Source organism: Thermoanaerobacter sp. X514, assembly GCF_000019065.1.
Taxonomy (GTDB): Bacteria; Bacillota; Thermoanaerobacteria; order Thermoanaerobacterales; family Thermoanaerobacteraceae; genus Thermoanaerobacter; species Thermoanaerobacter pseudethanolicus.
The window spans coordinates 1,093,765-1,118,526 of sequence record NC_010320.1; the positions used below are offsets into that span (position 1 = coordinate 1,093,765).

Sequence of the window (24,762 nt, forward strand, 5' to 3'; positions counted from 1 at the left end):
ATAATGACCATAGAAGAAAAATTAAAGCTTTTGCCTGAAAAACCTGGCGTTTATATAATGAAAGATAAAAGTGGCAAAATAATTTATGTAGGTAAAGCGGTAGTTCTCAAAAACAGAGTGAGGCAGTATTTTCAAAATAAAGAAAAACAATTGCCAAAAGTAAAAGTAATGCTTTCTCATGTAGAAGACTTTGAGTACATTGTTACTGATACTGAACTTGAAGCTTTAATGTTGGAATGCAACTTAATTAAAAAGTATAAGCCTAAGTATAATGTATTATTAAAAGATGACAAAAATTACCCCTATATTAAAGTTACAGTAAATGAAGAGTATCCCCGCATAATGTTTACGAGAAGGATTGAACCCGATGGGGCGAAATACTTCGGACCTTATAGCAGTGCCTTTGCAGTGAGGGAGACTATAAAACTTGTCAGAAAAATGTTTCCAATAAGAACATGTAACAAAAATATTGAAAAGGACATGGGTAAGGTTAGAGAATGTCTCTATTACCACATAGGATTGTGTTCTGCCCCTTGTACTAACAAAATAAATAAAGAAGATTATATAAAATTAGTTGATCAGGCAGTTCTCTTTCTTGATGGAAAGAGGGATTGGCTCATACAAAAACTTAAAGAAGATATGAAAAAAGCGGCGGAAGAATTGAGGTTCGAGGAAGCGGCGAGGATTAGAGACCAGATTTTTGCTATTGAAAGGACATCAGAAAAACAAAAGGTGGTATCAGTAGGAGAAGATGAGCAGGATATAATTTCAATGGCCCGAAGTGCGGATATTTCCTGCATACAGGTGTTCTTTGTACGAGACGGAAAATTAAGCGGAAGAGAGCATTATTATATGAAAAATACAGAAGGGATGGAAAGAGGAGAAATAATCTCTTCTTTTATAAAGCAATTTTATGAAGGTGCTCCTTACATTCCCAAAGAAATAATAACTGATGTGGAATTAGACGAAAGTGAGCTTCTCAGTGAATGGTTATCACAAAAGAGAGGCAATAAAGTTTTTATAACCATTCCTGTTAGAGGTAAGAAAAAAGAGCTTGTGGATATGGTTTATCAAAATGCTTTAGAAGCCCTTAAGAATGACATATCAATAAGAGAGGAAATTTCAAAAGACCAGGTTGTATTAGAACTTTCTAATTTAGTGGGACTTGACTACGCCAAGAGGATTGAAGCCTATGATATTTCAAACACAAGAGGTCAAGACAATGTAGGGTCTATGGTGGTGTTTGTAGATGGAAAGCCCAAGAAAAGTCAGTACAGAAAGTTTAACATAAAATATGTAGAGGGACAAGACGATTATGAGAGTATGAGAGAGGTAATAGAAAGGCGTTTTTTACATGCCATTGAAGAAAAAGAGCTTATTGAAAAAGGTGAACTTGAAGAGGATAAGGCCAAATTTGCTGAAATGCCAGATTTAATATTTGTAGATGGTGGCATAGGGCATGTAAATGCTGTACTGCAGGTGTTAAGTGGCTTGGGGATTTCTATTCCTGTTTATGGTATGGTAAAAGATTCAAAACACAGGACTCGAGGCCTTGTATCACCTCAAGGTGAAATTGACATACCTATGACTACAAAAGCTTTTCGCCTGATTGCTCAAATACAAGAAGAAGCTCATAGATTTGCCATAACTTTCCACAAAGAAAAGCAAAGTAAGAGATTTAAAAGCGAACTTCTCAATATCCCCGGCATAGGAAAAAAGAGGGCAAAAGCTTTATATGATGCCTTCAAATCCATAGAAGAAATAAAAAGGGCAAGTGTGGAGGACCTTAAAAAAGTGGAAGGAATGAATGAAAAAGCTGCTCAAGCTGTATATGAATATTTTAGGAAATAAAAAGCGTCAAGATTTTGTCTTGACGCTTCAGACTATAGACAAACTTTCGTAAAGGAGATATTTTGCATAAGGAGCGACTTGTTACAAAGCGATAACAAAACTTAGCAAGACCGAGGGCGGAGGCGGGCACCTTAAGGCATGGATGCCGATTGTGCCCGGTATCCTGCCGGAACCTGAAGGTCGAGCTTTAGTTTTGTCGCTTTGGAACACCGGAGCGACGATGCAAAATATCTCCTTTGAACATTTTTTAACTTTGTCAACAAACTGGAGCGTCAAGATTTTGTTTAAACATAATCCAGTAACCCCCTTACAGACACATCTCCTGACATAATACTAAGTCTTTTGCCCTCTTTTGTCTCTACTACCAAACTTCCATTATTGTCAATAGTGACAGCTTTTCCTTCAATTTCACCTTCATTGGCAATGACTTTTATCTGCCTTCCTATTGTTATGGACTTTTCAATGCATATAGGCCCTATGTATTCAAAGCCTTTTTGTAAATATGCATTATAATAAAATTCCAGGTTATTTAAAATGCTGGCGGTAAGTTTTTTCCTATCAACTTTAGAGTTGGTTTCTAAGTACAAGGAAGTGGCTTTCCCTTTTAATTCTTCAGGGAAATTGTCACAATTTACATTGACTCCAATTCCTATTATCACATAGTTTATTTTGTCAATTTCTGAACTCATCTCTGTCAATATTCCACACACTTTTTTATTGTTTAGTATTATATCATTTGGCCACTTTATTTTGCTTTCTACATGAAATACTTCTTCAATAGCTTTGACTACAGAAATTGCCGCTACTTGTGTGAGATTAAGTGCCTCCTGTGGCTGTATATTTGGTTTTAAAATGATAGACATCCAGATGCCACAGCCTTTTTGAGATATCCAACTTCTTCCTAATCGGCCTCTTCCTGCTATCTGCTCTTCGGCAATAATTACTGTACCATCAGGAACCTTTGATGCCATTTCTTTTGCGAAGTTGTTTGTAGAATCAATGACTAACTTATGTATATAATTTTTTCCTATAAAATTTGTAGTAAGATAAGGGGATACTTCTTCATAAATTAACAAATCAGGCTCAGAAACTAACATATACCCCAGCTTGTGATGGGCTTCTATTTGGTATCCTTCATTTTTTAATTCATTTATATGTTTCCATATAGCAGTTCTTGAGACGTTGAGTTGATCAGAAAGTTTTTGCCCAGAGATATATTCCCCTTTGTTTTCTTTTAAAAGTTTAAGAAGCTTTGACCTTAACATTTTTTCACCTCAAAAGTTTATATGGCTATAAACATATTATAATTTACATCTTCCAAGAAGAAAAGGTTTTGTCTATTTACTTATTTTACATTAAATAATATAATTGAATTAAATGCAGCGTTTTGTTGCTGGCTGGAGGTGAAAAAGTGGATAAGATTCCTGTTGAAACTTTGATAAAGGATTTAAATTTGGAAGTTATTGTTGAGGCCAAAAATAATAAAATAGATATAACTACAAGTGATGTAAATAGGCCGGGCTTACAATTTTCCGGCTTTTATGAGCATTTTGCTTACGAAAGAGTGCAAATCATTGGAAAAGTTGAAACAACTTTTATAGAACAGTTGCCAGATGATGTATTAGCTGAAAGAGCAGACAGGTTTTTTAATTATCCCATTCCCTGTCTTATTGTAACGAGAGATTTAAATATTCGTCAAGAGATCATAGATGCTGCGCAAAAACACGATAGATACCTTTTAAGGACAAAAGAAGCTTCTACCAAGTTTATAAATAGATTAATTAATTACCTTGATGAAAAGTTAGCACCACAAATTACTATTCACGGAGACCTTGTAGATGTGTATGGTATAGGTGTTCTTTTATTAGGAGAAAGTGGCATAGGTAAAAGTGAAACGGCATTAGAGCTAATCAAAAGGGGACACCGACTGGTTGCTGATGATGCGGTGGAAATCAGCAAGATAAGTGAGGACAAGCTTCAAGGGAGTTCACCTGAGATAATAAGGCATTTTATTGAAATAAGAGGTATTGGCATACTTGACATAAAGACATTGTATGGTGTGGGTTCTGTTAGAAATTCTATGAACATAGACTTAGTTATTCAATTGGAAGAATGGGACGAAGATAAGTACTACGACAGGTTAGGATTAGAAGACGATTATATCAAATTTTTAGATGTCAAAGTTCCAAAGCTTACTATACCTGTAAGACCAGGAAGAAATCTCGCGATAATAGTAGAAGTAGCAGCGATGAACCACAGGCAAAAACAAATGGGATACAACGCTGCTCACGAACTTAACAAAAAATTATTAAAACAAATAGGGAATTAAAGGGAGAGGATAAAGTTGAAGTTAGTTTTGGATACTCACACTCACACAATTTCCAGCGGTCACGCTTACAGCACTATTACAGAAAACGCAAGGGAGGCTTATAAAAAAGGGCTTCAACTTATATGTATGACAGACCACGGACCTAAAATGCCAGGAGCTGCTCACCTTTGGTATTTTGGAAATTTAAAAGTGTTACCTGAAAAAATAGAGGGGGTGGAGATATTAAAAGGGGTAGAAGTTAATATAATGGATGAAGAAGGAAATTTGGACTTACCAGAAGGAATACTTAAAAAACTAGATATAGTGATTGCCAGTTTACATGACGTGTGTTTTGAACCAAGTGACGATATAGAAAGAAACACAAAAGCTATTATAAATGCTATAAAAAACCCTTATGTAGATATAATAGGACATCCTGGGAATCCCATCTATCCAATAGATATTGAAAAAGTTTTAATGGCTGCTAAAGAATATGGCAAATTTATTGAAATAAACAACAGCTCCTTTGTAAGTTCAAGAAAGGGCAGTGAAGAAAATTGTTTTCTCATTGCTAAAAAAGCGAAAGAAATGGGAGTAAAAATTGCTGTGGGAAGCGATGCACATGTAAGCTTTGATGTAGGAAGGTTTGAGGAAGCTCTCAAAGTTATTAAGAATGCCGGTATAACTGAGGATTTAGTGCTTAATACTGATGTTGGAAAAATAAAAGAATATCTTAAAGAGAAAAAACGGAAAATTGGAGGAGAGGAAGAATGAGAATTGGTGTTGACCTTGGAGGCACTAATATTGCTGTTGGATTGGTGGATGAAGAGGGACGTATAGTAGCTACAGGTAGCAGGCCGACAAAACCGGAAAGGGGTTATGAAGCAGTTGCCAAAGACATAGCGGATATAGCTATAGAACTTATTAAGAGGAGTAATCTAAGTGGAAGTGATATTAAGTCAATGGGAATAGGAGTCCCGGGTGTAGCAGATAGCGAAAGAGGCATAGTAATACGAGCGGTGAATCTCTTTTGGACAAAAGTTCCTCTTGCAAAAGAAATAAGAAAATACATTGATTTGCCAATATATATGGACAATGATGCTAATGTAGCAGCTTTGGCAGAAGCAGCATATGGGGCTGGCAAAGGTTCTAAGTCCTCAGTGACAATTACCTTAGGAACAGGAGTAGGTTCTGGTTTTATCCTTGATGGTAAAATATACAATGGTGCACATCATTTTGCACCTGAGCTTGGACACATAGTGATAGGAGACAATGGTATAAGATGTAACTGTGGTAAAATTGGATGTTTAGAGACATATGCTTCAGCAACTGCTTTAATAAGAGAAGGGAAAAAGGCAGTAGAGAAGAATCCCAATTCTCTTATTTTAAAATTTGCAAATGGAGATATAAACAGCATAACGGCTAAAAACGTAATTGATGCTGCGAAGCAGTATGATGAAGACGCCATGAGGATTTTTAATGACTATGTCAAATACTTAGCTATTGGGATTGTAAATGTGATAAACATGTTTGACCCTGAAGTGATAATATTGGGTGGCGGAGTTGCAAATGCAGGGGATTTTCTCATAAAACCTCTTAAAAAAGAAGTGGCAGAGAATATTTTATTCAAAGACTTACCGTATGCTGACATAAGAAAAGCAGAGCTTGGAAATGATGCAGGGATCATCGGTGCTGCCATATTAAGTTAAAGGAGGATAATTATGCAAATTCATGAACTTCACAAAAACGCAAAAGTGTCTGACGATCATGTTGCAATAAAGTTTAAAGATAGAATCTATAGTTACGGAGAAGTTGACTCTCTCATAGATAAGTACGCTTCTTTCTTTCAATCAATAGGTGTAAAAAAAGGTGATAGAGTAGCATTGAGTTTTCCTAATTGCCCTGAATATATTTTTTCTTTTATGGGAGCATCTAAAGCAGGGGCAATTGTTGTACCGCTAAACATGATGCTTACACTTGAAGAAATTGCATATATAATTATGGAATCAGGTGCTAATACTATAGTCATTCATCCTTTAATAGCTCAAAAAATTGATAAGTCTCAATTAGGAAGATTGAATCTCAAAAATGTGGTCGTTTTAGATGAAAATACCATTAATGCAATTTTAAAAATGGGTCCTTCTCAACATGTTGAAATAGAACCAGACGAAGTATGTACGTATATATATACCTCTGGAACGACAGGGAAACCTAAAGGTGCGATGCTTACTCACAATAACTTCATTGCTGATGTAAAAGCATTAGACGATGTATCTGACTTAGGACCAGAGGATAACTTTTTGTGCGTATTACCTTTGTTTCACAGTTTTTCTTGGACAGTCAACATACTTCTTGGATTTTATTTGGGTTCTGCTATTACAATAAAAGAAAGTTTTATGCCAAAAGACACATTGGAGACACTGACAAAAGAAGATGTAACTGTATTTTGCGGAGTGCCTTCGATGTTTGCAGTCCTTATGAGAATGGCAGAAAAGGGACAATTTAAAGCTTTAAGGTTAGCTATATCAGGTGGAGCTCCATTAGCCCCTGAGATACAAAGAGGATTTGAGGAAAAATTCAATTTTCCTCTTGTAGAAGGCTATGGTTTAAGTGAGGCAGCTCCTGTTGCACTTTTAAATCCTTTAGAGCCTAATGCAATAAGAAAGCCAGGGTCTGTGGGATTGCCACTTCCTTGTGTTGAAGCAAAGATAGTGGACGAAAATGACAATGAACTTCCTGTGGGAGAAGTAGGGGAGCTTGTTTTAAGAGGACCTAATATAATGGTTGGCTATCACAACATGCCAGAAGAAACTGCCCAGACTTTAAGAGGTGGTTGGCTCCACACGGGCGACCTTGCCAAAAAAGATGAAGACGGATATTTTTACATTGTAGACAGACTAAAAGACATGATAATATTAGGTGGGTTCAACGTATATCCGAGGGAAGTAGAAGATGCCTTGTTAGAACATCCAGATGTTTTAGAAGCTGCTGTGATAGGAGTGGGTGATCCATTGAAAGGAGAAGAAGTCAAAGCTTTTGTGGTGCTAAAAGAAGGAGCGAAAGCTGACAAAAAAGAGCTTCAAAACTTTTTAAAGTATAAATTGGCATCTTATAAAATTCCAAAGATTTTTGAGTTTGTACCCGAACTTCCCAAGAATGCAGCTGGTAAAATACAAAAGAAATTGTTAAAATAAATGTAAAGGTGAAATGCAATGAGAGATTCAAAGCTTTACGACATAGCCTATTTCATAAGCGATTTAATGATATTAAATCTTCTGTGGATTGTATTTTCACTTCCTGTTGTGACAATTTTCCAATCCACAGAAGCTCTTTTTCGTTCTGTGCATCTTTTAAGAAAAGACGAAGGAGAAGGAGTCTGGAAAGAATTTTGGAAAGCCTTTAAAAAACACTTTTGGTGGATGCTTATAAACTTTGTGATTACCGTTGCTGTTATTTTAATACTTTATGTAGACGTGAGATTTTTTATACAACAAAACACAGCTTTTGCATACATTCTTGCTGGTTTGTTATTGTCAATGGGACTCATGTTTTTAATCACATTGATATACACGTTTTTGACGATTCAATATTATGAGGGAAAACTTTTTGGCTTATGGAAAACCTCTTTTTTATTAGGTCTTGGACATTTACCCCAAACAATACTCATAATTTTGACGTTGTTAACTGCCTTGATTCTTGCAAACATTATGCCAATATTGTTCTTTATAATATTAGCAAGTGTTTCAGCCTATGTAATAGATATTATTTTTGAGGGAGTAATTAGGAAGTATATAAAGAAAGATGAGGAATGAGGTATAGTAGTTTAAAATATGAATTTACCACTTTAAGCATTGAGAAGATAAAGGAGATGAGACAATGGCTACTTTCATTGATAGAAAAACCGTAGAAAAAATTGCTAGAGAATACGCCGAATTAGCCAAAAAAGAAATGAACATTGAGAAAGCTTATTTATATGGTTCTTATGCGAAAGGCAATTATACTAGTGAAAGTGATATTGATATTGCTGTTATTATGTAATTTTTAAAAAGCTTCACCCTAATATTAATTTATAAGGGATGAAGCTTTTGTTATTGTGGTATAATCAAATATGAGAAGAAAAAGTGTCGAGGTGTTAAAAATGGGAGTTTTGTTGTCTTGTTATCTCATGCCTCATCCACCTATAATCGTACCTGAAGTAGGGAGAGGAGAAGAAAAAAAGATTCAAAAGACGATAGATTCACTTAATACTGTTTCAAGCAACATAAAAGAAAAAAAGCCTGATACAATAATAGTTGTCACTCCTCATGGATACGTTTTTAGAGATGCTGTGGCAGTGACTGTTTTTCCTCGTTTAGAAGGAGACCTTGGACAGTTTGGTGCAAGAGGTGTAAGGTTTGAATTTGAGAATGATTTAGAACTTGTTGAAAAAATTGTAGAAGAATCTAGAAAGAGAGATATACCTATTGCAGAAGTAGATGATGAATTAGCCAAAAAATATGTGCTTCCAAAAAAGCTTGACCATGGAACTATTGTACCTCTATATTTTGTTACAAAACATTATTCTAACTTTAAATTAGTCCATATTTCTTATGGATTTTTGTCCTTTGAACAGCTTTATGAATTTGGCACTGCAATTGGAGATGCTATAAGAAATTCAAACAAAAAGGTCGTTTTTATCGCCAGTGGTGATTTATCTCACAAATTGACTCCCAATAGTCCAAATGGCTATACGCCAAAGGGAGAAGTTTTTGACAAAAAACTTTTAGACTTGCTTTCTGAAATGAAAGTAGAAGAAATAATCGGAATGGACAAAGGCTTAATTGAAGAAGCTGCAGAGTGTGGATTTAGATCGGTTTGTGTTATGCTGGGAGCTCTTGATGGATATGAGGTCAAAGCGGAAGTATTATCTCATGAAGGACCTTTTGGTGTAGGATATGGTGTTGCACAACTTGCCGTTGGGGAATACAAAGGCACAAGTCTTATAGAAAAATTGTACAGGTTAAAAAGACAAAGGATTGAAGAGATAAGGCAAAAAGAAGACCCCTATGTCAAACTTGCCAGAGAAAGCCTTGAATATTATGTAAAAAATAGAAAGCCAATGCCAGTACCACAAAGTTTACCGGAGGAGATGTATAGTAGAAGAGCAGGAGTTTTTGTTTCTCTTCACAAAGATGGGGAATTAAGAGGATGCATAGGTACAGTGTTTCCACAGCAGAAAAACATAGCAGAAGAAATAATAAAAAATGCCATAAGTGCAGGTTTTGAAGACCCTCGTTTTGAACATGTAGAAGAACATGAACTGAAGGATATAGAGTATTCTGTTGACATTCTAATGCCTCTTCAACCTGTTAAATCAAAAGAAGAACTTGACCCCAAAAAATACGGAGTAATAGTGAGAAGTGGCTATCGTTCTGGTCTACTTTTGCCTGACTTAGAAGGAGTAGATACTGTTGAAGAACAAATTTCTATTGCCTTGAGAAAAGCGGGAATTAGGCCAGATGAGGATTACACCATAGAAAAATTTGAAGTTGATAGACATAAATAGTAAGGTAAAAAGGAGGGAGGAGCCATTTCTCCATTTAAGTTGATGGATAAATGGTATCTTTTACTATGTTAAAAGAGGCTATGTTCTATAAAAAACTAGAAAATAATGTTGTAGAATGTTTGCTATGTCCCCACAATTGCCGTATAAATGAAGGAAAGTACGGAGTCTGCAATGTGAGAAAAAATATAAACGGAACATTAGTGACTGAAAATTACGGAATTATAACCTCTGTAGCAATGGACCCAATTGAGAAAAAACCTCTTTATCACTTTTATCCAGGCAGATATATATTTTCTGTGGGGACTTATGGCTGCAATTTAAAGTGTAAGTTTTGTCAAAATTGGGAAATAGCACATCAAAAATGGGAGGGAGATTACATCTCTCCTCAACAATTGATTGCTGCAGCAAAAAGACAAAGAGACAATATAGGGATTGCTTTTACTTACAACGAGCCTTTAATATGGTATGAATATGTACACGATGGATTGATTGAGGCTAAAAAAGAGGGGTTAAAAACTGTACTTGTGACAAACGGATATATAAATTTAGAACCATTAAAAAAGATACTTCCTTATGTAGATGCCATGAACATAGATGTAAAAGCCTTTACAGAAGATTTTTATAAAAAGATTGTCGGCGGAAGATTAGAACCCGTTTTAAAGACCGTTGAAGAAGTTTCGAAATATTGCCATGTAGAGGTTACTAATTTAGTTGTTACTGATTTAAATGACAAAGAAGAAGAAATAGAAAACTTAGTAAAATGGCTTTCTCAAATTGACAAAAATATACCTTTACATTTTTCAAGGTATTTTCCACGCTACAAACTAAATAATCCTCCTACTCCTATTTCTATTCTTGAAAAAGCCTATCAAATTGGGAAAAAGTATCTAGATTTTGTCTATGTAGGGAATGTAATGGGATTTGATAATAATACCCATTGTCCTTATTGCGGTAATTTGCTTGTAGAGAGGCAAAACTGGTATGTTAATGTAAAAGGATTGGAAGGCAATAAGTGTAGGAAATGTGGTAACAGTATAAATATAGTTAATTAAAGATGCAAAATATCTCCTTTTACGAAAGTTTGTCTACAGTCTGTAAAAAGACTACAAAGCCTTTTCTTTTTTTGTGGCACTATCGTGATAATTTTCATATATTATCTTTAGATTATACTTTTTTGGAGGTAAATAATAATGGATGACATAAAAAAAGAATTTCAAAAGGCAGTTGATGCCTTAAAATATGCGATGGAATTGTCTTTTAAGGAATATAAAAAAGACCCGTCTAAAAAGAATGAAATAGTAAATTTATGGCAAGAGACAATAGGAGAATTTTTACAATATTTTTCTAAAATTAGTGAAAAATATAATGCAAAGGATTTATATAAAGCGATAACAAAAGTTATGATTTTTGGTAAATAACACATTAAATTATATAAAAAATTGAGGGCAAAATATTAATGGAACAAAAGAGAGGAGGAGAGAAGAAAATGGGTATTTTAAAATTTCTTTCCTCCAGAAAGCTTTACTGGGGGATTGGAGCAGCAGCTTTAAGTTTAATGCTCTACCCAAAAGCAAAAGAAAATATGAAACCCTCAATAGAAAAGAGCATAGAAGAGATGCAAGATGCTGTTAATAAAGCTATGGAGTTTTTTGACAATAGCAAACAAAAAATAGTTGAAACAGTTAAAAATAAGATGGAAGAATTAAGACAGCAAGGCAGTGAAAAAGAAGAGATGATGCAACAAAAACAACAAGCCCTACAGCAATTAGAATACCTTAAAAATAAGATACAAGCTCTTGAAGAGCAGATAAAAACATTAAAATGATAGTTTTGCTCAACCGCTGTGGTTGAGCTTTTTCGGTTCACAAAGAGGCGGAATAAATTTGTTTTGTATAAAAACTTAGCAATATGTACATATTGTACATATTGCACATAATATGATATAATGGAGGTGAAAAAGGGGGGAATGAATGAAATGTTTACAGTGAATGCAACAGATGCTCGAAATGAATGGAGTGATTTTATCAATTCGGTCATTCGTGAAAAGCCAAAAATTATTAAGCGCACAAAAGATTATATTTTTGTTTCAAACTTAGAAATGGCAAAAGAAATGTTAAAAGTATATACATTTACAGCAAATATTTTTAAAGAAGAGAATGGGAGTGTAACAATTTCATTAAATGAAATTGATATTGTTGCTAATGGAAAAAACGAAGAAGAAGCTTTAAATCGTTTAGTAAATGATTTAATTGAATATGCAGAAGATTTTTATAACGATTTTCAATATTGGTATTCAGCTCCTAACCGTAAAAAACATTTACCATATATTTTAAATGTCTTATTACAAGATAGTCATGAAGGAGTAAAAAAACTAATAAAATGCCAACGTGGAGAGAATTAAAGCGTTTTTGTGAAAGAGACGGTTGGGAGTTATACAAACAAACGGATCATTATTTCTACGTTAAACGTGATAAAAATGGCAATATTAGACGGACAAAAGTTTCAATGGGAAGTGGTGAAATTCCAAAATATTTATGGAAAGAGATTTTAAAAAATCAGCTTCAAGTTTCAGAAGAATATTTTAACAGCAAAATATAGTATCGAGGTACAGTATTTTTACTTCGATGCTTTTTATTTTGTTAGACTGCTTCGGCAGTCTTTTTTAAATAAAAAAACAAAATTTAAAATAAAAGTATGAAAATTTATTTGTTGCTATTGATTTTTTTTAATTTAGAGGTATAATAGTAAATGTAATGCGTTACATATTTTATTAGATATGTCTCTGAAAATCAATGAAAAATATTATGTAATCTGTTACACAAGAGGTTATAACAGTTGGCGATAATCGTGCAAAAAGGTATAATTTTAATTAGGTGATGATAGATGTTATTAAGTATGCAAAAAGTAAAAGAAATATACTCGATTAGTCGAAGGACACTTATAAACTGGGAAAAAGAAGGGTTAATTACTCCTCTTAGAACTCCAAAGGGTAGAAGAAGGTATAGAAAAGAAGATATAGAGAAGCTATTAGGTATGATAGAAGAAAAACCAAAACCGACTGTAGTTTTATATGCAAGAGTATCCACAAAAAAACAAGAAGAATATCTTAAGAATCAAATTAGAAGACTCGAAGAATGCGCTAATTTCCAGGGATGGCAGTATGAAGTCATATCCGAAATAGCAAGTGGGGTAAATGAAAACAGGAGAGGCTTATTAAAGCTTTTGAACAAGATAAAAAGAGGGGAAGTTGAAAAAGTTGTAATAGAATATCCTGATAGGCTAGTGAGATTTGGCTTTGAATATCTCAAATTTTTCATGGAAAGCTTTGGGGTGGAGCTTATAGTTTTAAACGGAGAAGAGAATAAAGAAGATGTAAATAAAGAGCTGGCAGAGGACTTAATAGCAATAGTCACCTCATTTGCAGCAAGAATTTACGGACAAAGAGGTAGTAAAAAGTATGATAGTAATACAGGCTAAACTCATTTTCCTAAATAAAGAAGACAAACAAATAGTATTAGACTTAATGAGAAGATGGTCCTCCTGCATGAGATTTGCATACAAAAGGCTTTTAGAAGGTTATGATAGAAAAACATTAAAAAGAGACCTTCAGGGGATGTTTGACTTAAACTCAAGATATGTAGATGATGCAATAATGAAAGCAATAGGTGTATTAGAATCATCTAGACAATTAGACAACAATCCAAAGAAAGTCATTTTTGGAGGAAGAGACTTATTTGGAAAACTTCAAAAGCGCCATATAAACGGGAAAGCATATGAAAAATTAAAAATTAGGTGGCAGGAGAAGAGAAAAGGAAATCTCTATTCAAGAGGGGATAAAAGCAAAAAAGGAAATCTCAACACAAGAATAGAAGCAAAAGAAAATAGTACTTTCTTAAGGATAAATGTAGGAGAAAGAAAATATGTCTATTCCAGAATAGAAGCAGGATATAAAAAGAATAAGAGAAGAGAAGAACTTCTACAGGAAATTGCCGAATCAAATATACCATACTCTGTAGAGCTAAAACTTAAAAATGGCAGCATATATGCCTATTTTGCTATTGAAGAAGAATATCCAGAAATAAAAATAACAAAAGAAAAAGGAGTCATAGGAATAGATGTAAATGCATATCCGGACAACATATCATGGGCAGAAACAGATGAAAAAGGGAATCTAATAAACTATGGCAGTATACCAATGCCAGAGCTTGCAAGCGGAAATAAAAACAAAAAAGAATATTACAGATGGCAGTATGCTCATGAAATAGTAAAAATAGCAAGAGAGAAAGGAAAAGCAATAGTAATTGAGGGATTAGAAATAAAAGAAAAAGGTAAAAGAGGAGACTTTTCAGGGAGAAAATCAAGGAGAATAAGACATAACTTTAGCTATAAATCACTTCTTTCAAAAATAAAAACACTAGTAAAAAGAGAAGGGATAGAAGTAATAGAGGTAGACCCTTCTTACACATCAATAATAGGCATGTTAAAATATGCACCGCAGCATATGATAACAAAAGATGAGGGAGCAGCCTATGTAATAGCAAGAAGAGGATTGGGACTGCAAGAAAAGATACCAGACAATTATATAAAGTTTCTCAACGCATTGACTGTAGAAGAATTAGAAGAATTAAAGGAGTACGTAAAGAAAACAGTCAAAAACATATATTTAAAGAAAAAGCATTTAAGAGAGATAAATAGAGCAATAAAATTTTTACAAAGCCTTGAGAGTGAGTCAGGAAGGGTACTAAAACCTCTGGAGGGAACAAGTTTTAGTATCTATGATTTCTGGCGAGTTTTCAAGGTAGCGGTGGTAACACCACTCTCTCCTGAGAAGGTACCAAGAGACTTCTCTATCCTGAAGGAATTATTAATTCAGGGTAAGTGGGGAGACCCGTAAGGGCGTAAGTTCCTGCTTCTTGGGGCAGGGGCTATGGGAGTGCTTAAATACCGCCTGCTGGGAATAGGCACTCTCTGAAAGGGCGGACTATAAATAGCCCAGCCTTCTAAACTAGTGCAGTTTTGCACAGTTTAGATGACCAGGTTACAATGGCTAATATTAGAGAAGTTGCTAAAAGAGCAGGAGTCTCTGTTGCAACAGTATCAAGAGTTTTAAATGGCAGTGACTCGGTGTCTGAAGAAACAAAGGAAAGAGTATTAAAAGCGATAAAAGAATTAAATTATCATCCAAATCTCCTTGGAAGAAATTTAAGACGTTCTGAAACGAAAATGATATTGGCTTTGATGCCTAATGTCTCAAATCCTTTTTATGCAAGGGTTGTAAAAGGAATAGAAGATGTAGCCCATAAAAATGGTTATAATGTAATGCTTTGCAATACTGATTCTGATATTAACAGAGAAAAGGTATACCTTGAAATTTTAAAAAACAGATTAGCGGATGGCGTTATTTTTATGGCGCCTGTGATGGGAAAAGAAGAATTGACATTGATAGGCCAAAATTATCCTGTCGTTCAGTGTTGTGAATACATAGAAGGAGCTGGCGTTTCATATGTATCTATAGACAACTTTTCTGCAGCTTACAAAGCAGTAAAGCACTTGGTAAGTTTAGGACATAAAAAAATAGGAATGATAAGCTGTGAAAATAACTTTGTATCTACGAAGCAGAGGGAAGCGAGTTATAAAAAAGCTCTTGAAGATTCAGGGATAGAATTTGACGAAAAGCTTATAAAATACGGAGATTACAGCTTTAAAAGCGGAGTAAGAGCAGCGAAACAGCTTTTGGTGATGGAAGAAAGGCCTACTGCTATATTTGCAATCTCTGACATCATGGCTATTGGAGCTATAAGAGCGATAAAGGAAGAGGGGCTTAAAGTCCCTGAGGATATAGCGGTTGTAGGCTTTGATGATATAAGCTTTGCTTCTATGTATGACCCTATGCTTACAACTATTTCACAGCCAAAATACGATTTAGGATGTGTTGCTATGGAACTACTGATAAAACACATGAGTGGCAAATTAGAAGAACCACAGAGGATTTTTTTAGAACATGAGTTAATAATAAGAGAGTCGACAGTAAAATAAAGAATAAAGTTTTGTCTTAAAAATACAAATTTAAATATAATCATGGGAGGAATTTTTATGGTAAAAGAAAAACTTAGAGTAGGAATTATAGGTTGTGGAGGAATTGCTTTTGGTAAACACATGCCCTCTTTGGCAAAACTAGACAATATTGAAATGGTGGCCTTTTGTGACATCATAGAAGAGAGGGCTCAAAAAGCGGCAAAAGAATATGGTACAAAAGACGCGAAAGTATATACGGATTACAAAAAACTTCTTGAAGATAAAACGATAGATGTGGTTCATGTTTGTACTCCCAACAAGTCTCATGCAGACATAACTGTTGATGCTCTTTATGCAGGAAAACATGTAATGTGTGAGAAGCCTATGGCTAAGACTGCTGCAGATGCCAGAAGAATGGTGGAAGCATATAAGAAAACAGGTATGAAACTCACTATAGGGTATCAAAATCGCTTTAGACCAGATTCTCAATATTTACATAAAGTTTGTCAAAATGGTGAATTAGGGGAAATATATTTTGCTAAGGCTCATGCTATACGTCGCCGCGCGGTACCTACATGGGGTGTTTTCTTAAATGAAGAAGAGCAAGGTGGTGGGCCTTTAATTGATATAGGAACACATGCCCTTGATTTGACATTGTGGATGATGAATAACTATAAGCCTAAAGTTGTAATGGGAAGCGCCTACTATAAATTAGGCAAAAGAGCAAATGCTGCGAATGCTTGGGGGCCATGGGACCCTGAAAAGTTCACAGTTGAAGATTCAGCTTTTGGATTTATAGTAATGGAGAATGGGGCTACCATTATATTAGAGTCCAGTTGGGCTTTGAATACTTTAGAAGTTGGCGAGGCTATGACCACTTTGTGTGGAACAGAAGGCGGAGCTGACATGAGAGATGGACTTCGCATAAATGGAGAGAAATTTGGAAGGCTTTATACAACTAAAGTTTCTACTGATGTAGGTGGAGTAGATTTCTATGAAGGTAAATCAGATGAGCCGGGATTTTTAGAAGCAAAAGCTTGGATTGATTGCATCATAAACGATACAGAGCCGGTTGTAAAGCCAGAAGAAGCTCTTGTAGTAACTGAGATACTAGAGGCTATTTATACATCTGCGAAAACAGGAGAACCAGTATATTTTAACAGGTAAATGGAGGCTTTTGTATGGAAAAACTTAAATATGCATGTGTTGGTGCAGGGTCAGTTGCTGATTACAAACACTTAAACGGTTATTCAAAAGTAGAAGATGTTGAAATTGTAGCCATATCTGATCCGGATATAGAGGCTGCAAAAAGATTAGCGGAAAAGTACAATATACCTCACGTTTATACAGATTATGAAGAAATGTTTAAAAAAGAAAAACCAGACTTAATAAGCGTATGTACTCCTAATTATTTACATGCGCCTATTTCTATAAAAGCGATGGAAAAGGGAATTCATGTGCATTGTGAAAAACCTATAACTCTAAATGCAAAAGAAGCTTATGAGGTCATTGAATCAAAAAATAAATACAAAAGGAAGTTTATGGTAGGATTAAATAATAGGTTTACAAATGAATCTTTCTTTGTAAAAAGATATATAGAGGAAGGGTATATAGGCGAAATATACCATGTAAAGACTGGCTGGAGGAGAAGGAGAGGCATTCCTGGAAAGGGCGGATGGTTTACAAATAAGAAATTGTCTGGAGGAGGCCCTCTCATTGACCTGGGAGTACATTTTTTAGACTTAGTCTTGTATTTCATGGGATACCCAGAGGTGCAATCTGTGTCAGCAGCTACTTATTCTAAGTTTTCAAATAGCAACAGTTTAAACAGCTGGAATTATGCAAAAAGCGGGGATGGAATTTACGATGTGGAGGATATGGCAGTAGGCTTTGTAAGGCTTAAAAATGGTGCCACAATTGACTTTGAATTCAGCTGGGCTTCCAACATTGAGGGAGATTACAATTACTATGAAATTTTAGGTGATAAAGGTGGCATATGGTTTAAAAACGGACAGCTTAAAGTATTTTCGGAAATTGTTGATACATTGATTGACATAGTTCCCGACACCAATTATCCAAAATCGCCTTTAAATGAATTTGAACATTTTGTTGACTGTATAAAAAATGACAAAGAGCCTTTGGCTTCTGCTGAAGAAGGGGCAAAACTCATGGGAATAATAGACGGTGCCTATGAATCAGCTGAAAAAGGTAAGGAAATAGTTTTAGGTTAAAGGGGGAAAAAATTAAAATGAGTATACCTATAGCACTTCAACTTTACACTTTGAGAGAGGAGACACAAAAAGATTTTATAGGTACTCTTGAAAAGGTTGCGGAAATAGGATACGAAGGAGTGGAGTTTGCAGGATATGGCGGTTTAAAAGCATCAGAATTAAGAAAAACGCTTGATAATTTAGGATTAAAAGTTGCTGGTAGTCATGTAGGAATAGAATTACTTAAAAACAATCTTGAGGAAGTGATAGATTATAACCTTGAAATAGGCAATAAATACATCGTCTGTCCGTGGAATGAGTACAAGTCAAGAGAGGATTATATTGAAACAGCAAAGTTGTTTAATAAAATAGGTGAAAAGTGTAGGGAAAAGGGACTTGAGTTTTGCTATCACAACCACAATCACGAATTTGAAATATACGATGGAGAATATGGACTTGATATACTTTACAAAAATACAGATAAAGACCTTGTAAAAGCTGAAATCGATGCGTATTGGGTTACATATGCGGGAGTTGACGCGGTAGAATATCTTAAAAAATTCTCCAATAGACTACCTTTAATTCACTTAAAAGACATGGATAAAGAGGACAGGTCTTTTACTGAAATAGGAAATGGAATTATCAATTTTAAAGAAGTAATAAAAATTGCAAAAGAAAATGGAGTTAAATGGTTAATTGTTGAACAGGATGTGTGTAAAAGACCTCCAATTGAAAGTGTGAAAATTAGTTTTGAAAATTTAAAAAAGATTTTAGAGGAGGAAATGTAGATGTATTTAGGATTTTTAACAGTATGTCTTGGGAATATGCCTCTTAAAGAAAAAGCTAAGTGGGCAAGTGAAAATGGGTTTAAATCACTGGAAATTGCCTGCTGGCCTAAAGACAATACGAGGGATTATTCTGCAAGTGACATAGATGTAGAAAATCTCACACCTGAAGAGGCGGAAGAAATAAAAAAATATTTTAAGGAGTACGGGCTCACAATTTCATCTCTTGCATATTATGACAACAACCTTGACAGAGACCCAGAAAAGAGAAAGTTTATAAACAATCACTTAAAAAAGTGCATTGATGTAGCTAAAATGCTGGGGACTGACATGGTGGGGACTTTTGTAGGCAGGAACATTGAAAAAAGCATCAAAGACAATTTTGATGAATTTGAAAGAGTTTTTACCGATATAGTAAGTTATGCGGAAGACAAAGGAATAAAAATTATAATCGAAAATTGCCCTATGGAAGGATGGCAGGTACCTGGCCTTCCAGGAACCATATCTTTTACACCAGAGCTTTGGAAGGAGATGTTTAGAAGGATACCTTCTAAAAACTTTGGTTTAAATCTTGACCCTTCCCATCTTGTTTGGCAGTTTATAGACTATATAGATGTGATACCAGAGTTTAAAGATAGAATATTTCATGTACACGCAAAAGACACAGAAGTGTTTGAGGATAAATTTAAGCGATATGGAGTTTTCAACAGACAGCTTTACACAGGAACGCATGGCGAATTTGGATACTGGAGATACCGAATGCCAGGTATGGGAAATGTAGATTGGGGCAAGTTTATAAAGGCGCTAAAAGACAACGGATATGACGGAGTAATAAGCATAGAACATGAAGACCCTCTATATGAAGGCAGTGAAGAGAAAGTTAAAGAAGGACTTATTTTAGGTCTAAATCATCTAAAACAATTTATATAACTTTAATAACTTTAAAAAAAGCTCAACCTAATAATCGGTTGGGCTTTTTTTTAATGTAAACATACTGTAAAATATAAGATATACGTTAAGTGATGGGGGAGATAAAATTGGTCACTTCAAAAATCGCTGAAGTGCTTCTACAAATATTCACTGTTATGGCAGTAGGATTTTATGTGGCAAAAATAAAAATAGTAAAGGAAGAAAATTTTAAAGCTTTTGCTGATCTAACTGTCTTAGTGGCAATACCTGCTCTTATATTTTACGGCATATACACAAACTACACCTTAGATATGTTAAAAACTTCTTATATGATACCAATAGTGGGAGTGGCTGTTCCTTTTTTAACCTATCTAGTGAGCAAAATTATCTTTTTACTTTTAAAAGTTCCTGAAGAGATAGAAAAAGAACTTTACCTCATTTCTTCTTTTAGCAATACCTTGTTTGTAGGGTTACCTGTCAGTTTGGCTCTTTTTGGAGAAAAAAGTCTGCCTTTTGTCATATTATATGATTTTGGACATACTTCACTTTTTTGGACATTGGGTGTGATGATTATTACAGGTGACAAGCTTTTTAATGCGAAAAACTTTAAAAAGTTAGTTAATCCCTCCACAATTACTCTTTTCTTTAGTTTTTTAGCTATAACTTTACATATTAAAATTCCTTCTTTTTTATTAAAAAGCCTTCAAATGATAGGTGGCATTGCTGTACCTCTTGCTATGATGTTTATAGGGATGAATATGGTCCATATCGATTTTAAAGAAAGAAATGGTAGCAAATATGTTTATATCGCAGCAGTAATTAAACTTATTTTAGCTCCTCTTATTGCTTATGGAGTGGTGAGCTTTTTGAGTATACCTTCACTTGTGAAAAAGATAGTCATTTTAGAAAGCGCTATGCCTGCAATGGCTAGTTCAGCAATTATTGCAAAACAATATGATAAAAACCACAAATTTGTCTCTATAAGTGTATTTTTGACAAATATTTTGTCTTTTATAACAATATCTGTTATACTATACTTGATGGGATAAATTTGTATGGAGGAGGATTCTTATGTTTAAAGTGTATGTTACAAGGATGATTCCTGAGGAAGGGATTGAACTTTTAAAAAAGTACTGCGAAGTTGAAATAAACCCAGAAGACAGACCTCTTAAAAGAGAAGAATTGCTTGATGTAATAAAAGACAAAGATGCCGTTGTGACGCAGCTTAATGAAAAAGTTGATGCAGAATTTTTTGATTCAGCAAAAAATTTAAAAATTGTGGCAAATTACGCTGTAGGATTTGACAATATCGATCTAAAAGAGGCAACTAAGAGAAAAATTTATGTTACAAATACGCCAGATGTTTTGACAAATGCAACAGCAGAACTTGCATGGGCACTCCTCTTTGCAGCAGCTCGAAGGGTTGTTGAGGCAGATAAATTCACAAGAGAAGGAAAATTTACTGGATGGGCACCGAACCTCTTTTTAGGTAAAGCTGTGACGGGAAAAACATTGGGAGTAATTGGTGCGGGGCGTATAGGACAAGCTTTCGCAAAGATGTCGAAAGGGTTTGACATGAAAATTTTATACACTGCAAACACTCCAAAAGAAGAATTTGAAAAAGAGACAGGTGCAAAGTATGTTGACTTGGAAACACTTTTGAAAGAATCGGATTTTGTATCACTTCATGTTCCGCTGACACCTCATACACGCCATTTAATAGGGGAAAAAGAATTAAAACTTATGAAAAAAACCGCAATTTTAATAAATACAGCGAGAGGTCCTGTTGTAGATGAAAAAGCGCTGGTAAATGCATTAAAAAATAAAGACATTTATGCAGCAGGTCTTGACGTATATGAAAAAGAACCGGAGATTACAGAGGAATTAAAAACTTTAGATAATGTAGTAATACTTCCACATATAGGAAGTGCTACAGATGAGGCAAGGAGAGATATGGCAGTACTTGTTGCACAAAATATAATAGACGTAATAGAAGGAAGAACGCCGCGCACCCTTGTAAATAAAGACATATTGGAGAAGTAAATTTTTAAGGAATCCCTAAAATGGGATTCCTTACTTTGTTCTTATAAAACCATACAAACTAATAAAAAAATTTTAAAACAAAGAAGGATTTTTTGGATTTGTGTAGAATTAATATATTAAAGTCAATAAAATCAACAAACAAAAACGGAATTTCCAACTTGAAACTGTGTTTTGTTTTTATTTACTTTTTAGGTTTTGAGCAAAATAAAAAACAAATTGATATTTTTAGGAGTGGATGTAGATGCTGGTTTCGACAAGGAGAGATAAAATCAAAGAAATCATTTTAAAAAAGAAAGCCGTTAAAGTCTCTGAGCTTTGTGAGATTTTCAAAGTTTCTGATGAGACAATAAGAAGGGACTTAGAAGAATTAGAAAGACAAGGACTGGTAGAGAGAAACTATGGAGGCGCAGTACTGAAAGAAAATATTATTATTCCTCCACTTGTCAAAAGATTTAAAGAGCACACAGAAGAAAAGCAAAAAATTGCTGCAAAAGCGGTAGGAGAAGTAAAAGAAGGAGATGTCATTTTTTTAGATGCAGGTTCTACTACTTATCACATAGCCCGACTCCTTAAAAATTTTAATAACATAACTGTTGTGACAAATGCTTTAAACGTTGCTACAGAATTAGCTAATAATCCTAATATTAATCTTTTTATTACTGGTGGAAAATTAAAAACTGACAATCATTCAATGGTAGGCTTTGAAACACTAAATTGCATTGGCAGATACAACATTGACATCTTGTTTTTAGGAACTGGTGGCATTTCTTTAGAAAAAGGGCTTACGACTTCTGATATTTTTGAAGCCGAAGCTAAAAAAGCAATGATAAAATCAGCCAAGCGAGTAATTGTCGTGGCTGATAGTGGCAAATTTGGAAAAGTTGCAATGGTGTCTTTTTGCACATTTGAAGATGTAGAAAAGATAATAACCTCTGGAGAACAAAACAAAGAGATAGTAGAGGAATTAAAAAATTATGTAAAGATTGAAGTGGTATAGAAAATTTAAAAGGAGAAGATTACTTAGGAGGCGTAAAAATGGGTGTTAAAATTGCTATTGTAAATTCCAGTAGTTTTGGTAAGCATTTTCCTGAACATATCGAAAGGTTAAAAGCGTTAGGAGAAGTAGAAAGATTTGAACTTCCCCACGATATAAGAGGGAAGGCTTTAGCAGAAAAGCTAATGGGCTATTCTGTAATAATTGCCAGTGTCAAGCCATATTACGATAAGGAGTTTTTTGAGCATAAAGATAAAACTCTTTTAATAACACGCCACGGCATAGGTTATGATACAATAGACATTAAAAGCGCTACTGAAAAGGGAGTTATTGTAACGAAAGTTGAAGGCATTGTAGAAAGGGAAGCTGTAGCCGAAAATGCTGTTGCACTTTTATTAGATGTTATGAAAAAAGTAAGGTCTGCATCCCTTAAAGTGAAAGAAGGAAAGTGGGAGGAAAGAGCGAGCTTCATTGGATATGAGATAAAAGACAAAGTTGCAGGAATTATAGGTATTGGAAATATTGGAAGCAGAGTTTGTGAAATTCTGAAATATGGGTTTGGTGCTAAAGTAGTGGCTTATGACCCTAATCTTTCACCTGAAAACTTTGACAAAAGAACTTAAAAAATTATTTGAACTGCACACTAAATTATAAAAAACGAGGAGGTAATTAGATGAAAGACATTGGATTAATTGGATTGGCAGTAATGGGACAAAATCTTGCTCTAAATATTGCGAGGAAAAAGTATAGTGTATCTGTTTTTAACAGGACACCTGATAGAACACAAGAATTTATGAAAAACAAAGTAAAAGACGAAGAAATCGCAGCTTATTATGATATCAAGTCTTTTGTAGAATCTTTAAAAAAGCCGCGAAAAATCATCCTCATGGTTAAAGCAGGAAAACCAGTAGATGAAATGATTCAAGAACTTTTACCTTATCTAGATAAGGGAGATTTGATTATTGATGGAGGAAATTCCTACTTTAAAGATACCTCCAGGAGAATTAATGAATTAAAAGAAAGAGGCATATTGTACCTTGGAATGGGAGTGTCAGGAGGAGAAGCCGGAGCTTTACACGGGCCTTCTTTGATGCCAGGGGGATCTTACGATGCTTATGAGATGGTAAAAGAAATTCTTTTAAAAATTGCTGCTCAGACGGAAGCAGGTCCTTGCTGTACATACGTTGGAAATGATTCTGCAGGACACTTTGTCAAAATGGTTCACAACGGTATAGAATATGCCATAATGCAAGCAATAGCTGAGGTTTACGATGTACTTCGAAAGGTGTTAAAACTTTCTCCCGAAGAGATAGGAGAGATATTTGAAAAATGGAATAATGGGGTGTTAAACTCCTTCCTGATGGAAATTTCTTATAAAATAATGAAGTACAAAGACAAAGAAACAGGAAAATACCTCGTTGACCTCATATTAGACGAAGCAGAACAAAAAGGCACAGGCAAGTGGACTTCTCAAACTTCTTTGGATTTAGGAATCCCAACTCCTTCTTTAAATCTTGCAGTAGAAGCAAGAACTTTGTCTTTCTTTAAAGAGGCGAGAGTAGAATTGTCTAAAAAAGTAACAAAAACTTATCCTAGCATTAAGGTGGACAAAGAGAAAGTAATAAATGATTTGGAGAATGCATTGCTTTTTAGTGTTTTCGTCTCTTTTTCTCAAGGACTATGGCTTATATCTGAGGCTTCAAAGGCTTTTAACTATAACATTGACCTTTCAGAAGTTTTAAGAATTTGGAAAGGCGGATGCATCATAAGAGCCAAAATTTTAGATTTCTTAAGAGACATTATTAAAGAAAATAAAGAAAATGTAAATCTTCTTAACAGTGAAAAGGCGTTATCTTTCTTAATGGATAAAATTGATTCAATAAAATATATCACTAATTTAACAAAAGATTTTTACCTTCCAACGCTTGTACTTAATTCTTCATTAGATTATTTCTTGAGCATGATAGAAGAAAACTTGCCTGCTAATCTAATCCAAGCTCAAAGAGATTTCTTCGGTGCTCACACTTACAGAAGAATAGACAAAGAGGGAATTTTCCACACTGAATGGGAGGCAAACTAAAACCTAATTGACATCATTTAGT

The 24,762-nt window shown here is 34.5% G+C and carries 25 protein-coding genes and 1 pseudogene; 25 read left to right on the forward strand and 1 reads right to left on the reverse strand.

The window, feature by feature from the left end:
• The first annotated feature begins 3 nt into the window (after window positions 1–3).
• Window positions 4–1,851 (forward strand): excinuclease ABC subunit UvrC, encoded by a 1,848-nt coding sequence (gene uvrC / locus TETH514_RS05390; RefSeq protein WP_009052763.1) that lies wholly within the window; start codon window positions 4–6, stop codon window positions 1,849–1,851.
• Between the two features lie 284 nt (window positions 1,852–2,135).
• On the opposite strand, the gene TETH514_RS05395 is transcribed toward uvrC, so the two are convergent.
• On the reverse strand, window positions 2,136–3,116 hold the full coding sequence (locus TETH514_RS05395; protein ID WP_009052762.1) for a biotin--[acetyl-CoA-carboxylase] ligase: 981 nt from the start codon (window positions 3,114–3,116) through the stop codon (window positions 2,136–2,138).
• Between the two features lie 146 nt (window positions 3,117–3,262).
• Between TETH514_RS05395 and hprK the strand changes: the two genes are divergently transcribed.
• From hprK to gndA, 24 genes and pseudogenes are all read left to right on the forward strand, one after another.
• Window positions 3,263–4,180: an HPr(Ser) kinase/phosphatase gene (hprK, locus tag TETH514_RS05400; RefSeq protein ID WP_009052761.1), complete on the forward strand. Its 918-nt coding sequence runs from the start codon at window positions 3,263–3,265 to the stop codon at window positions 4,178–4,180.
• Between the two features lie 15 nt (window positions 4,181–4,195).
• Window positions 4,196–4,933: a phosphatase gene (locus TETH514_RS05405; protein WP_003866606.1), complete on the forward strand. Its 738-nt coding sequence runs from the start codon at window positions 4,196–4,198 to the stop codon at window positions 4,931–4,933.
• Window positions 4,930–5,868, forward strand: a complete 939-nt coding sequence (locus TETH514_RS05410) for an ROK family protein (protein ID WP_003866607.1) — start codon at window positions 4,930–4,932, stop codon at window positions 5,866–5,868. Before TETH514_RS05405 ends, TETH514_RS05410 begins: the two co-directional genes overlap by 4 nt.
• Before the next feature lie 12 nt (window positions 5,869–5,880).
• Complete coding sequence (locus tag TETH514_RS05415) at window positions 5,881–7,353, forward strand: long-chain fatty acid--CoA ligase (RefSeq protein ID WP_009052760.1); 1,473 nt, start codon at window positions 5,881–5,883, stop codon at window positions 7,351–7,353.
• Between the two features lie 18 nt (window positions 7,354–7,371).
• Window positions 7,372–7,971 carry a YesL family protein gene (locus TETH514_RS05420; protein WP_009052759.1) on the forward strand — a complete coding sequence of 200 codons (600 nt, stop codon included), beginning with the start codon at window positions 7,372–7,374 and terminating at the stop codon, window positions 7,969–7,971.
• A gap of 64 nt (window positions 7,972–8,035) precedes the next feature.
• The gene (locus TETH514_RS05425; protein WP_009052758.1) at window positions 8,036–8,197 is read left to right on the forward strand and encodes a nucleotidyltransferase domain-containing protein; all 162 of its coding nucleotides are present in this window, start codon (window positions 8,036–8,038) and stop codon (window positions 8,195–8,197) included.
• 100 nt (window positions 8,198–8,297) lie between these two features.
• The gene (amrA, locus tag TETH514_RS05430; protein ID WP_009052757.1) at window positions 8,298–9,704 is read left to right on the forward strand and encodes an AmmeMemoRadiSam system protein A; all 1,407 of its coding nucleotides are present in this window, start codon (window positions 8,298–8,300) and stop codon (window positions 9,702–9,704) included.
• 50 nt (window positions 9,705–9,754) lie between these two features.
• Window positions 9,755–10,756: an AmmeMemoRadiSam system radical SAM enzyme gene (gene amrS / locus TETH514_RS05435; RefSeq protein WP_003869410.1), complete on the forward strand. Its 1,002-nt coding sequence runs from the start codon at window positions 9,755–9,757 to the stop codon at window positions 10,754–10,756.
• A gap of 138 nt (window positions 10,757–10,894) precedes the next feature.
• Window positions 10,895–11,122 (forward strand): hypothetical protein, encoded by a 228-nt coding sequence (locus TETH514_RS05440; protein ID WP_004404829.1) that lies wholly within the window; start codon window positions 10,895–10,897, stop codon window positions 11,120–11,122.
• Between the two features lie 68 nt (window positions 11,123–11,190).
• Window positions 11,191–11,529 carry a hypothetical protein gene (locus TETH514_RS05445; protein WP_009052756.1) on the forward strand — a complete coding sequence of 113 codons (339 nt, stop codon included), beginning with the start codon at window positions 11,191–11,193 and terminating at the stop codon, window positions 11,527–11,529.
• A gap of 150 nt (window positions 11,530–11,679) precedes the next feature.
• Window positions 11,680–12,105 carry a hypothetical protein gene (locus TETH514_RS05450; protein ID WP_003866614.1) on the forward strand — a complete coding sequence of 142 codons (426 nt, stop codon included), beginning with the start codon at window positions 11,680–11,682 and terminating at the stop codon, window positions 12,103–12,105.
• Complete coding sequence (locus TETH514_RS05455; RefSeq protein ID WP_003866615.1) at window positions 12,084–12,302, forward strand: type II toxin-antitoxin system HicA family toxin; 219 nt, start codon at window positions 12,084–12,086, stop codon at window positions 12,300–12,302. Before TETH514_RS05450 ends, TETH514_RS05455 begins: the two co-directional genes overlap by 22 nt.
• A gap of 285 nt (window positions 12,303–12,587) precedes the next feature.
• Window positions 12,588–13,181 (forward strand): IS607 family transposase, encoded by a 594-nt coding sequence (locus TETH514_RS05460; RefSeq protein ID WP_003866616.1) that lies wholly within the window; start codon window positions 12,588–12,590, stop codon window positions 13,179–13,181.
• Window positions 13,162–14,598, forward strand: a complete 1,437-nt coding sequence (locus TETH514_RS05465) for an IS200/IS605 family accessory protein TnpB-related protein (RefSeq protein ID WP_003866617.1) — start codon at window positions 13,162–13,164, stop codon at window positions 14,596–14,598. The genes TETH514_RS05460 and TETH514_RS05465 overlap by 20 nt, the downstream gene beginning before the upstream one ends.
• Window positions 14,599–14,747: 149 nt before the next feature.
• Complete coding sequence (locus TETH514_RS05470; protein ID WP_009052755.1) at window positions 14,748–15,740, forward strand: LacI family DNA-binding transcriptional regulator; 993 nt, start codon at window positions 14,748–14,750, stop codon at window positions 15,738–15,740.
• 57 nt (window positions 15,741–15,797) lie between these two features.
• Complete coding sequence (locus TETH514_RS05475; RefSeq protein WP_004404816.1) at window positions 15,798–16,886, forward strand: Gfo/Idh/MocA family protein; 1,089 nt, start codon at window positions 15,798–15,800, stop codon at window positions 16,884–16,886.
• Between the two features lie 14 nt (window positions 16,887–16,900).
• Window positions 16,901–17,950 (forward strand): Gfo/Idh/MocA family protein, encoded by a 1,050-nt coding sequence (locus TETH514_RS05480; protein WP_009052754.1) that lies wholly within the window; start codon window positions 16,901–16,903, stop codon window positions 17,948–17,950.
• A gap of 17 nt (window positions 17,951–17,967) precedes the next feature.
• Window positions 17,968–18,717: a sugar phosphate isomerase/epimerase gene (locus TETH514_RS05485; RefSeq protein WP_009052753.1), complete on the forward strand. Its 750-nt coding sequence runs from the start codon at window positions 17,968–17,970 to the stop codon at window positions 18,715–18,717.
• On the forward strand, window positions 18,718–19,644 hold the full coding sequence (locus TETH514_RS05490) for a sugar phosphate isomerase/epimerase (protein ID WP_009052752.1): 927 nt from the start codon (window positions 18,718–18,720) through the stop codon (window positions 19,642–19,644).
• Between the two features lie 107 nt (window positions 19,645–19,751).
• Entirely contained in the window at window positions 19,752–20,672 is a 921-nt protein-coding gene (locus TETH514_RS05495) for an AEC family transporter (RefSeq protein ID WP_009052751.1), read from the forward strand.
• Between the two features lie 22 nt (window positions 20,673–20,694).
• The gene (locus TETH514_RS05500; RefSeq protein WP_009052750.1) at window positions 20,695–21,666 is read left to right on the forward strand and encodes a D-glycerate dehydrogenase; all 972 of its coding nucleotides are present in this window, start codon (window positions 20,695–20,697) and stop codon (window positions 21,664–21,666) included.
• A 241-nt stretch (window positions 21,667–21,907) separates the two neighbouring features.
• Window positions 21,908–22,663, forward strand: a complete 756-nt coding sequence (locus TETH514_RS05505; RefSeq protein ID WP_009052749.1) for a DeoR/GlpR family DNA-binding transcription regulator — start codon at window positions 21,908–21,910, stop codon at window positions 22,661–22,663.
• A 38-nt stretch (window positions 22,664–22,701) separates the two neighbouring features.
• Window positions 22,702–23,277 (forward strand): annotated as a pseudogene (locus tag TETH514_RS05510) (NAD(P)-dependent oxidoreductase); the annotation flags it as partial.
• A gap of 56 nt (window positions 23,278–23,333) precedes the next feature.
• Window positions 23,334–24,740, forward strand: a complete 1,407-nt coding sequence (gene gndA, locus TETH514_RS05515; protein WP_009052747.1) for an NADP-dependent phosphogluconate dehydrogenase — start codon at window positions 23,334–23,336, stop codon at window positions 24,738–24,740.
• The last annotated feature ends 22 nt before the right edge of the window (window positions 24,741–24,762 follow it).

Coding starts and splice junctions, on each gene's coding strand:
- uvrC (WP_009052763.1), top strand. CDS start 4: ATGACCATAGAAGAAAAATTAAAGCTTTTGCCTGAAAAACCTGGCGTT.
- TETH514_RS05395 (WP_009052762.1), bottom strand. CDS start 3,116: ATGTTAAGGTCAAAGCTTCTTAAACTTTTAAAAGAAAACAAAGGGGAA.
- TETH514_RS05410 (WP_003866607.1), top strand. CDS start 4,930: ATGAGAATTGGTGTTGACCTTGGAGGCACTAATATTGCTGTTGGATTG.
- TETH514_RS05415 (WP_009052760.1), top strand. CDS start 5,881: ATGCAAATTCATGAACTTCACAAAAACGCAAAAGTGTCTGACGATCAT.
- TETH514_RS05420 (WP_009052759.1), top strand. CDS start 7,372: ATGAGAGATTCAAAGCTTTACGACATAGCCTATTTCATAAGCGATTTA.
- TETH514_RS05425 (WP_009052758.1), top strand. CDS start 8,036: ATGGCTACTTTCATTGATAGAAAAACCGTAGAAAAAATTGCTAGAGAA.
- amrA (WP_009052757.1), top strand. CDS start 8,298: ATGGGAGTTTTGTTGTCTTGTTATCTCATGCCTCATCCACCTATAATC.
- amrS (WP_003869410.1), top strand. CDS start 9,755: ATGGTATCTTTTACTATGTTAAAAGAGGCTATGTTCTATAAAAAACTA.
- TETH514_RS05440 (WP_004404829.1), top strand. CDS start 10,895: ATGGATGACATAAAAAAAGAATTTCAAAAGGCAGTTGATGCCTTAAAA.
- TETH514_RS05445 (WP_009052756.1), top strand. CDS start 11,191: ATGGGTATTTTAAAATTTCTTTCCTCCAGAAAGCTTTACTGGGGGATT.
- TETH514_RS05450 (WP_003866614.1), top strand. CDS start 11,680: ATGTTTACAGTGAATGCAACAGATGCTCGAAATGAATGGAGTGATTTT.
- TETH514_RS05455 (WP_003866615.1), top strand. CDS start 12,084: ATGCCAACGTGGAGAGAATTAAAGCGTTTTTGTGAAAGAGACGGTTGG.
- TETH514_RS05460 (WP_003866616.1), top strand. CDS start 12,588: ATGTTATTAAGTATGCAAAAAGTAAAAGAAATATACTCGATTAGTCGA.
- TETH514_RS05465 (WP_003866617.1), top strand. CDS start 13,162: ATGATAGTAATACAGGCTAAACTCATTTTCCTAAATAAAGAAGACAAA.
- TETH514_RS05470 (WP_009052755.1), top strand. CDS start 14,748: ATGGCTAATATTAGAGAAGTTGCTAAAAGAGCAGGAGTCTCTGTTGCA.
- TETH514_RS05475 (WP_004404816.1), top strand. CDS start 15,798: ATGGTAAAAGAAAAACTTAGAGTAGGAATTATAGGTTGTGGAGGAATT.
- TETH514_RS05480 (WP_009052754.1), top strand. CDS start 16,901: ATGGAAAAACTTAAATATGCATGTGTTGGTGCAGGGTCAGTTGCTGAT.
- TETH514_RS05485 (WP_009052753.1), top strand. CDS start 17,968: ATGAGTATACCTATAGCACTTCAACTTTACACTTTGAGAGAGGAGACA.
- TETH514_RS05490 (WP_009052752.1), top strand. CDS start 18,718: ATGTATTTAGGATTTTTAACAGTATGTCTTGGGAATATGCCTCTTAAA.
- TETH514_RS05500 (WP_009052750.1), top strand. CDS start 20,695: ATGTTTAAAGTGTATGTTACAAGGATGATTCCTGAGGAAGGGATTGAA.
- TETH514_RS05505 (WP_009052749.1), top strand. CDS start 21,908: ATGCTGGTTTCGACAAGGAGAGATAAAATCAAAGAAATCATTTTAAAA.
- gndA (WP_009052747.1), top strand. CDS start 23,334: ATGAAAGACATTGGATTAATTGGATTGGCAGTAATGGGACAAAATCTT.